Below are 9,910 nucleotides of genomic sequence, written 5' to 3' on the forward strand. Positions count from 1 at the left end.
ATCAAGAAATACAACTTACACAGAATCGATATGTGTATAATCAGAAATGGTCATATGACGGTCGGTTTATTGGTTATATCGATGGTGATGAGAAGGGAGAAAAATCGGATTTATTTATTTATGATACAAACGAAAAAGAAAGCTACCAACCTTATATAAAGGTCGTAACCTCTGACTTTAAATGGTCACCGATAAATAATCAACTAGCATACAATGATCAAGGTATATTAAACGTTACTCATATAAAGAACGGTCGCCCACAGGGGTTTGAAAATGTCTCACTTGGGGTTAGTGGTTTTGAATGGTTTCCGAACGGGAAAGAATTTATCGTTGCCTCACAATCCAGCTTACGTCCTACTGGTTGGGGCCCAATCCCGATTTATAGAATCCCAGTAGATGCAAATCTTGCTAAAGATAAAATAAAGCCTTTTTATACTATTCGAACTAAAGAGCCTGATTTGTTTGGGATTGATGCTAATTATTTTAAGTGGAGTTCTGATGGGAAGTGGGTTAGCTTTTTAATTACTCCTACAGCTTCCTGGTCAGCGGATAGCAATACGTTATGCGTCTTATCATCACAAGGAAAACACTTTCAATCAGTGGGAAAAATGTTAGAGTATAAAGACTGGTTTAAGTGGGCTCCTCTAGCCAATCAATTGGCCTATATTTCAGGAGAAGGAAGATTTTTCGTTGAAAACAAGAAGATGACGATTGCTGAAATCCCAACATCTAAACAACAAAAGGAATACACACCAACTGGGTATGTAGACCTCGATCTAGAATGGTTTTCTAAAGATTTGGTAGTTGTGGCTCGTTCGAAAGAGAATAAGGAGTGGAAAGAAGGACCTGTACCAACTATGTTCACATCTCTTTATGCTATAAACATAAGAAAAGGAGAGCAACAACAAATCACTTTTCCAAGAAAGAATGAACTTGACGAAGATCCTCAAATAGTTAAATCTTATCTTTCTTTTTTTCGAAGGAAAACAAAGGATTTCAAGGGTGATGTATGGTTGAAAGATGGTATAACTGGGAAAGAACATTTATGGATTAAGAACGTTGATTCAGCTCCAGTCTTTTATGATCCAAAATAAGGTCAAGAATTTGTTAATAGAAATTTAATTAAGCTACATTTACGATTCTTCAAGGTGAAGGTAGCTTTTTTCATTATGCTATCAACAAGAGTTTACTGAAAGGTGATGACCAATGACTATGACTACTGGTGGAGTAGTAAGTGCTAATGCTTCCAACAAAAGCCCTTAGAAAAATTCAACTGATTATCCAACTGAGCGACTGGACAATCTTTGTTGTAACTTTATTAGGCTATGTGGCGTTGATTGAGTTTAAAATAGTAGGATTGTAGTCTACGTTCCCTTGTAGTGGATATAGGACTTTCACTGAAAAACAAAAATAATTCGTCGATTATTTTACTATAATATGATCCCATAAAGAGACCCTATGTAACCTTGTTACATAGGGTCATAATGTTATATTTTTTTGTTAATAATTAATTTTTTGAATTTGAATTAAACATTAAAATTTAAAATAGATAAATGGATTAAACGTACTTGCAACTACGTATGATAAAGAAACTAATAGCAAGAAACAATACCATCCTGCTTCTCCAAACTGAAAGCCTAAAGATGCTATTTTACTTTTTGAAGTTAACCATTCTCCTAATTTCTGTGTAACCATTTTACCAATAGGTGTTGCAGTTATTATTGCAATAATGAATAATAAGCCATATTCAGATACATAAAGGTTATTTGAAGAATTCCATAGGCCAGTTCCATTGAAGGCGAACATTGTTTTTATATAGTCAAATGCGTAAGAAAATGTTTCTGAACGGAAAAATACCCAACCAATTATGACGATTATTAATGCATAAAAATGTTGTATTACTTTAGGTAAAACATTAAGTAATTTACCAAGACCACTCCGCTCTAAGGCAATCCAAAAACCGTAATATAGGCCCCAGGCAATAAATGTCCAACTTGCTCCATGCCAGATACCTGTTGCAAGCCAAACTATAAATAGATTACGGTAAGTTTCTAAATTTGAGCCTCTATTACCACCTAATGGAATATATAAATAATCTCTAAACCACGTACCAAGTGAAATATGCCATCTTCTCCAAAATTCTGATACTGAACGAGAGATATATGGATAATTAAAGTTTTCTAAGAAATGGAATCCAAAGATTTTCCCTAAACCAATTGCCATATCAGAGTATCCCGAAAAGTCAAAGAAAATTTGAAGTGAATAAGATACTATTCCAATCCATGCCATCCCAGTAGTCATTTGATCTGGTGATTGTGCAAAAATTTGGTCTGCTATTTGTCCGAAAGTATTAGCTAACAACATTTTTTTAGCCAAACCGATAATAAATCGTTTAATTCCATAGAAAATTAATTCTAGATTTTCCTTTCGGACATTAAGCTCATTTGCAACTGTTTGATAACGTACGATTGGACCTGCTACTAATTGCGGAAACATTGTAATATATAATGCTAAATTTAGTGGGTTTTTTTGTACCTTTCTATCACCGCGATAAACATCAATTACATAACTAAGCGCATGGAATGTAAAGAATGAGATTCCAATCGGTAAAGGGATTATAGGTATATCTATATTTATACCCGTTATCTTTTCGATATTGTCAGCTATAAAATTTGTATATTTAAAAATTCCTAGAATAAATAAATTGCTTGAAACCATCGCAATCATTATCCATTTAATTTTTGCCTTTTTTTCTCTATTTTTATCAACGGCTAAACCAAATAAGTAATTCATAATGATAGAGAAAATCATTAACCATACATAAGTAGGTTCTCCCCAAGCATAAAAAAACAAACTAGCTAATAGTAACCAAAAATTCTTTATTGAACGAGGAATAACAAAGTAAATTAGTAATACTATTGGTAAAAACCAAAATATAAAAACTGTCGAACTGAAAACCATTCCAAATAATCCTTTCCGGAGTAATATCTTATTTAATATAATCTGTAATATTCGATGATATTGCTGAACTATTTATAATGAAACATACTGCATCGGGTTTAAAATTCTTAACCATTTCAAATGCAGATGAATTTTTATAGTTAGCGGAAGTTGCAAAGTATCGTGTATCAATAACATATAACTCTTTAAAATGCTGAGCTAAAAAAGGTATAGTCGGTAAAGCATACGAATCTTTAATAACAACTAACGTTTTATTTGAAATCGGATGATCATTCTTATATTTCGTTAGGAGTTTGTTTTGTCCGAAATATTCATATCGATTCATATATAGATTTGAATCTGTTAGCGCGTCATCTGCAAATACAGGTCCCTCGCATATATTTTTTGAATTACATGAGTGAATATTTTTGGAAATAATATTATTTGTAGGTATAATCATATGATCTGGTTGTGAAACAAACGATAATGTTGTAGAACGAGCATATGAACCGTAAAAATCTTTTGATTGTTGTTTGAACTTGTAGCTTTCCTTCTGAATAGGCTCACCGATTACTGGGAATACATTATTCATTTCTGAAATAATTTTCTGGTATCCTATAAAAGCACCGTTAGTATTCCAATGATGATCGTTTCTAAAATAAATTTCTTCTTTTGGCACCTTACTTATTTCCTTTGATACATCGATTAAATGAAGTGAAGGAACAGTATTTAATGCTGTTTTTAGAACTTTTAAGTTTTCTCTTCCATAGCTAGGTAGATAGTTAGGTAGTTCATTTTCAAAAACAACTGTTTTATGGGGAATAATACTAAAAAACACATCAATTCCTAATTTAGTCGATTCTTTCGTAAAGCCGTCTAGTTCATTAATTAATTTTATTGGAGATAAAGGTACTACTTGATTGATGATGAAGCCATCATTTGAACGATAATATTTTGATCCTGCTACATCCGCAACCTTTTGATTGATTACTTTATATTTAAAAAGCCCATTTACTTCTAACATTTTATTTCTTAAAGGATATTGATCACTATGATATGCTTCATATTTATCAAAATAAGTACCATTCAAAAATGATTCACTAGTAAATATAGGCTTTTGTGCTAAATCTCTATTTTCAATTACAGATATTTTCTTTTCTGGCATAATTGTTGAAATAATTAAACTACCAAATAATATTCCAAAGAAGAATAGTGCGATTATTATATTTCCAACATTTAGTTTAGAATTTTCCATCTTAGCTGCTTTACTATTTTTCATTTTTTGCAATCAGAATCTGTAACTCTAGTTTGTAAAGCAACAGCCCTCCTAATTTTTTTACAAGAGTTACTCCTACACAATTAGTGTTCTCTTAACATTAATTGTGTTAATTTTTATTAGACAACCTTTTTATTCTATAAGAGTTCAGTAATTCAGTAAAGGATATTATCAATATAAACATATTTTTTTTAAAAAACATTATAGATCCTATTGAGATTGTCGAATATTTGTGATGGATACAAAAGGGTTATGTTTATTCGGGATAACCGCTAGTTACATTATTATGTGTGTAAATGAAATAATTAATTCCTTTTGTGTATTCGTTATAGTGGATAGTATTCCAATCATGTCGAGTGTGTGGCTGAGCTTGTTATAAAAACTAAATAAAATAGGCAAACGTTTGTCGCGGAATCTGAAGGAAGGCGAAGCAAATTTTCGTCCTGAAAACAAAGTCCTTACTGCCAAAGATGCTACAGAGCAAACGAGGTAGGTTTGAAAGAAGGAGTATGCACTAACCTGGGGAGGTTTGACAGAAACGCTTCATACATGAAGTAACTCACCTAGTGATAAATAACTGTTCCAAACTATATTTATGAAACTTTTGATCTTTTTTAGCAATAAGAAACACCCATTAAAATCAATGTTGCCCAACTATGGGTTTTTCAACATTGATTTTAATGGGTGCAGTCTATCTTGAACGTTTTTTTTAGTAATTATTGATGACTTAGCCAACTTACCCATATATTTGACACATCACTAGCAATTAGATTGTAGTCTGATGAGCGTTTTAAATTTAATGCCTTTCCATTTTTAGAAAATTTAATGATAGTAGTTTGGTTTCCAACACTAGCACCTGCAATTACGCCTCTTTGTGCTAAAGTTTCGTCAGGACTAACATTAATTGAAATAATAGGTGCTACGGATTCAGTAGCAATTTCTAAGTTTCCTGAATTATTTATTTTAACACTTTTGATACCGACACTGTGATGAGTACTATTAACGTGTAAATATACACCTTTTGGACTAAGTCTAATTACTCCTCCACGTTGTACAATATTGGCACTTGTTACTTGAGTACTTGAAAATGCATAGCTTGTACCTGAAACTGATTCTCGCGCAATAACGAAAACTAGCGTAAAACTACTTAGTAATAAAAAAAATTTAAAAGGTTTTGTCATATAAAAGCGATTCATAATGCAATCTCCTAGATGATTTTATTGAAATATACTAACATATTAAAATTAACATAAATTTAATATTGTTGAAACAATTTTAATAGATATATATATTGGTATTTATAGGGGTAAGATTTAAACTTGGGAAAGGCAACATTAATTCTGTAGAACCTCACAAGGCAACATTCACAAAAATTTGGTAATTAGTTGACATGATTATTTTTCAACAGCGTGTAGGCAACGTTCATTTAATGAATGTTGCCTACAGTCTTTTTTGTTTTAAAATAGAATTAGTAAAATTTACTTGAGGTGAGAAGCATGCTTTCAAAACACCATTCAATTCAAAGAAATCAATTGGAAATGATCGAGCTCAACCAACTTGTACCCGATCATCACTTAGTCCGAAAAATAGAAGCATCAATTGATTTTTCTTTTATTTATGATTTAGTGAAAGACATGTATTCTCCTGTTGGACGCCCAAGCATTGATCCGGTTATTTTAATTAAGTTAACTTTTATTCAGTATACATTTGGCATTCGCTCCATACGTAAAACAATTGAAGAAGTGGAAACAAACATGGCTTATCGTTGGTTTTTAGGCTATGGATTTTATGATACAGTAACTCACTTTTCGACCTTTAGTAAAAACTATGAACGTCGATTTCAAGATTCCGATTTATTTGAACAGATTTACTCTCGAATTTTAAAATTGGCGGCCGAGAAAAAATTAATTAGTTCTGAACATGTTTATATTGATTGCACTCATTTTAAAATAAGGCAGCAAGCCCATTTGGGCGCTGCCATTTATAATAAAGGATACTAAAATTATATTGAATTGTAACTTCGCCTCTAATATTACAAGTGATGCGATTAACTAGAACGTTCAGATCCTTAGGCGTAATTTTTTTAATGAATTTTTTAGATTTTCTCCAATAATTTGACTTTTATCATGAATTATAGAATGCGGATATTAAATTAATACGAGATGAGATCACCTTGGGATATTTTATCTTCAAACAGTTCCAAGTACGATTTTTGATTGAACTGACTAGAGTTTAAGAAATTTTCCATTTCTAATATTGACATAATTTGAAGGGGGTAATTAAAATAGCTAAAATGATCAATGAAATAACAGCTACTTATTGAAGAGGGCAAAAAAATGAAACCTGAATTAGTAGCTAGAGCCAATGAACTGGCAGCGGAAATAAGAAAACTAGCAGGTATACCCGTAAAGGTTATTCCAAGACTAAAAGGGAAGCCTGAAGTAAGAAAATCCTGAAATATCACGCGCATCGTAAATAATTGCATCAGGAATAACAGATAGAATCGCATGTTCTACTGCACGAATAGCACCATCAAAACTGCTTTTTAATAATACATCGACAATCTGATTAATATTCCCAACAAACACCATTGAGTCTGAAGTCGTTAATTGGAAGAAAATGGTTAGGTACAGCTGTTTCTCTTTGTGCTATTTTTAATCATAGAGACTCAATTGTATTATTTCGAGTGGGGTTTTCTTTCGTAAAATAAGAACCAAAAATTCATATTGTTGGGATAAGGTGAGGTGATCATCATGCTTGAGGGGCAAATAATCAAATTCTATCGTGAACGTCAGAGCATGATGCAGAAGGATTTAGGAGTTGGCATCTGTTCGAGTACACACATTAGCAAAATTGAACGAGGATTAACAGAGGTTTCTAAAGAAACGATAGACTTTCTGTCAAAGCGACTTTGCATTGATATGGAAACGGAAATTGAAACTTACATTGGCCTAGATTCCCTTTTAAAAAAATGGCATGATTCGATCATTTTAAAATTGAAAAGTAAGGCTAAGATAATTAAGGAACAATTAGAGGCTATTCCTCTCCTACAAATGCCGGTTATTTATCGTTCCTATATGCTTGTACTCGCAAGATATTATTTATTGTTAGGGCAGGCGCATCAAGCTACATCTCTAATTGTTGAAATGGATAAATGGTCTAATCTTTCACCATATGAAAAAAACATGCTTCTTCACATTAAAGGGATCTATGCATTGATAAATAAAGAATATTATAAGGCAATTTCATATTTTCAAGGAATCGATCTAACCTATTACAACAACCAAGAGTACTATTATCATTTGGCTTTTGCCTATCATTCTCTGAACTCAAGAGTATTGGCTTATTATTTTGCCGAAAAGTCCTTGCGCTTTTTCACAGAAGTGCGTAGTCTTACGCGAATGATTGAAGCAGAAATGCTTATGCTGATCCAAGTAGAGAGGGACGAGTGTTCCGATCCAAAAGATACGGAATATCAAAGATTAATCGAGATGACCGAAAACATTGGATTAGACCATCAAAGAGCATTGTTGTCACATAATCTCGCATACCAGAAAGTTCGTCAAGGAAATTATGATAAAGCTTGTGAATACTATAAAAAATCTATGGACATAGAAGACCCTCATACGGCCCTTCATATAGCCTCTTTGGAAGGCTATATAAATGCATTAGCGAAACAAGGATTGAAATCATCCGAAGAAATGCTTCAATTGGTCGAAAAGGGTATTGCTCTTTCTGAAGAAATAACAGATCCAATCTATAAACATTTCTTCTATTTACATAAATATAATCTTCAAAACGAAAAAGAGCTTTACTACCATTACCTTGAAAAAGAAGCATTTCCTTATTATCAGAAAATGGCACATGTTCGCTTATTTGAACATTATGCGATAAAGCTGTTCGACTATCATATGGAAAAAGGCAATGTCGAAGAAGCAAATCAATACGCAGTGTATCTCGTGGAAAAATACCGTAGAAACGATAAATTTGCTTGATTTTTAAACTAATACTTTTAAGGAAGTCTTGTTACTAAGTGCATTAAAAAGAAAGGCTGATTTCAAAAAGTTTGTAGCTTTAATCATGAGAGTTGATTGTAGCGTAGGCACTTTACTCCTTCGGGAAATAGTAAAACTAGCTAAATGCTTCACGTCAGGGATCATATCACCCCGCAGACGGTAGCGCTGAGGAACTCTATCCCTCCCCGTGGAAAGTAAGTGCCTGTAGCTGAAATCGGCGGACAAACTTTATAGTCAAAAACAACTATTAATGAAAAAAGAGTCTATAGAAAAGCGGAAGCGTTCTCTTCATGAAACGGCACCGAAAGATTTAAAAATATGTGGTAACAACACCTATATACTCGTTTATGAAGAGAAGATGTTTTTCACGCGGAAAAAAGCATCCTCTCTTCTTTTTTATACTTTCCAATGCTCCGTATTTACACTTCTTATACCCTTGAACACACACAATACCTTAATTGTCAACAATTTTAATTATAACCCCAAGTCAATCTATTGAATTATAAGCCTAAGTCAAAATCTATATTAATCGTAATATTAATATAGATTTTTGTAATGTCGTAATATTAAAAAATATTAAAAAATTGTAAAGAAGTAGGTCGTACGCCCCTTAAAACCCCATTTGTCACCCTAGTCTAGCAATTATATAATTCTTTTAAAATTCAATGTTACCTATTCATTTCATATACAGCTAGAAACTACATAACTCTAACACAGAATCGGTAATTGGTTTAGGAGGTGTCCCGTTCATCTTGTTAGCAATCTTTTAAATTTACCCTATTCAACTATGAATCATACTTTAAGATATTTCTTAACATTTGTATCTTAATTTAGATCCACTAGGAGGATGTTTGGTAAAAAAAGAAATTGAAGACGTTACTGGCTGTAACATTATCCACGGATATCCTTGCTTCACTAATTGATGAACATGCAGTTAATGTTGTAAGACTCATCGCAAAACCTATTTTATAAGTTAATAGGTTCAAGCAGTTAAGGGAAAGGAGGAAAAGGATTAGTTAGGTAAATTCAATCTAAATATGGAGGCATAAACATGATCAAAATCACCAAGAAATTGAGTGCATTTTCGACAGCTTTACTACTTACAGTAAGTTCATTTGCTGCACCAGCTGGAAATTATGCTAAGGCTTATGCAAAGGACAATATTGTGACAAGCTATAAAGAAGTAACAGAGAATAAAATAAGTCCAGAACTTAAAAAAGAATTTGCAAATAACTCTCAAGCTACCTTTCTTGTAAAATTTAAGGATCAGGTAGATACAGTAAAGGTTGCTAATGACGTTAAGGCTAAGAATAAGCAACTATCAAATGTAAAAAAAGAGTTAGTCGTTCGTTCATCAATCGTTTCTGAATTAAGAATTAAATCAGATTCATCACAGAGAAATTTGAAGGAATATATTAAAAAAGAAAAGCTTAATGGAAATGTAAAGGATTTTGAGTCGTTTTATATCGTAAATGGTATGGCAGTTACAGGAACAGAGGAAGTGATGAGAAACATAGCGGCTATGCCTGAGGTTGAAAGTATCAAACCTAATGGCATTACAAAGTTAATTGAACCTGCAAAAACTACTGAAGCTGCTGTTCCAACGACTAATAATGTAGAATGGGGCCTTGAAAAAATTGGAGCGCCTGATGTTTGGGGTTTAGGAATAGATGGAACA

At 32.6% G+C, this 9,910-nt stretch carries 6 protein-coding genes and 2 pseudogenes; 5 read left to right on the forward strand and 3 right to left on the reverse strand.

Annotation, left to right across the window (positions count from 1 at the left end):
- Both COC46_RS16980 and COC46_RS22830 read left to right on the forward strand, forming a co-directional pair.
- Positions 1–1,094: translocation protein TolB (locus COC46_RS16980; protein WP_255294947.1), on the forward strand; the 1,094-nt coding region annotated here is incomplete at its 5' end.
- Positions 1,095–1,234: 140 nt separating this feature from the next.
- Positions 1,235–1,363 (forward strand): hypothetical protein, encoded by a 129-nt coding sequence (locus COC46_RS22830; RefSeq protein WP_255294948.1) that lies wholly within the window; start codon positions 1,235–1,237, stop codon positions 1,361–1,363.
- A 170-nt stretch (positions 1,364–1,533) separates the two neighbouring features.
- On the opposite strand, the gene COC46_RS16985 is transcribed toward COC46_RS22830, so the two are convergent.
- From COC46_RS16985 to COC46_RS16995, 3 genes are all read right to left on the reverse strand, one after another.
- A complete protein-coding gene (locus tag COC46_RS16985) occupies positions 1,534–2,961 on the reverse strand; it encodes an MBOAT family O-acyltransferase (protein ID WP_098811107.1) in 1,428 nt (475 codons plus the stop codon).
- 28 nt (positions 2,962–2,989) lie between these two features.
- The gene (locus tag COC46_RS16990) at positions 2,990–4,219 is read right to left on the reverse strand and encodes a DHHW family protein (RefSeq protein ID WP_141550929.1); all 1,230 of its coding nucleotides are present in this window, start codon (positions 4,217–4,219) and stop codon (positions 2,990–2,992) included.
- Between the two features lie 713 nt (positions 4,220–4,932).
- Entirely contained in the window at positions 4,933–5,412 is a 480-nt protein-coding gene (locus COC46_RS16995) for a hypothetical protein (protein ID WP_098811109.1), read from the reverse strand.
- A 300-nt stretch (positions 5,413–5,712) separates the two neighbouring features.
- Here COC46_RS16995 and COC46_RS17000 point away from each other — a divergent pair.
- The 3 genes and pseudogenes from COC46_RS17000 to COC46_RS17010 form a co-directional block, all read left to right on the forward strand.
- A pseudogene (locus COC46_RS17000) lies at positions 5,713–6,165 on the forward strand (transposase); the annotation flags it as partial.
- Positions 6,166–6,969: 804 nt separating this feature from the next.
- On the forward strand, positions 6,970–8,211 hold the full coding sequence (locus COC46_RS17005) for a helix-turn-helix domain-containing protein (RefSeq protein ID WP_098811110.1): 1,242 nt from the start codon (positions 6,970–6,972) through the stop codon (positions 8,209–8,211).
- A 1,072-nt stretch (positions 8,212–9,283) separates the two neighbouring features.
- A pseudogene (locus COC46_RS17010) lies at positions 9,284–9,910 on the forward strand (protease inhibitor I9 family protein); the annotation flags it as partial.

Origin of the sequence: Bacillus sp. AFS041924, assembly GCF_002577195.1 — a bacterium.
Taxonomy (GTDB): domain Bacteria; phylum Bacillota; class Bacilli; order Bacillales; family Bacillaceae_G; genus Gottfriedia.